We start from the raw sequence: 321 nt of genomic DNA on the forward strand, positions 1-321 counted from the left end.
GCAGCTGGACCTTCACGCCGGATGCCAACTACAACGGCCCGGTCAGCCTGAGCTACTCCGTCATCGACGGCCATGGCGGCAGTCTTCCGGCAAGCCAGAGCTTCACGCTGGCTGCGGTCAACGACGCACCGGTTCTCAGCGGCAATGCGGCGACGCTTGCGGCCGGCAGCGAGGACACGCCCTACACGATCAGTACCGCCGATCTGCTGGCCGGCTTCACCGATGTCGACGGCGACCAGCTGTCGGTCTCAGGCCTCTCCGCCAACCATGGCGGCCTGGTCAACAACAATGACGGCACCTGGACCTTCACGCCGGATGCCA

At 65.7% G+C, this 321-nt stretch carries 1 protein-coding gene; it reads left to right on the plus strand.

Annotated elements, in window-relative coordinates:
- The coding region (locus AF337_RS43350) for a cadherin-like domain-containing protein (RefSeq protein WP_160320354.1) at positions 1 to 321 on the plus strand (321 nt) is incomplete at both ends.

Origin of the sequence: Rhizobium ecuadorense, assembly GCF_001187535.1 — a bacterium.
In the GTDB taxonomy this organism is placed as follows: Bacteria; Pseudomonadota; Alphaproteobacteria; order Rhizobiales; family Rhizobiaceae; genus Rhizobium; species Rhizobium ecuadorense.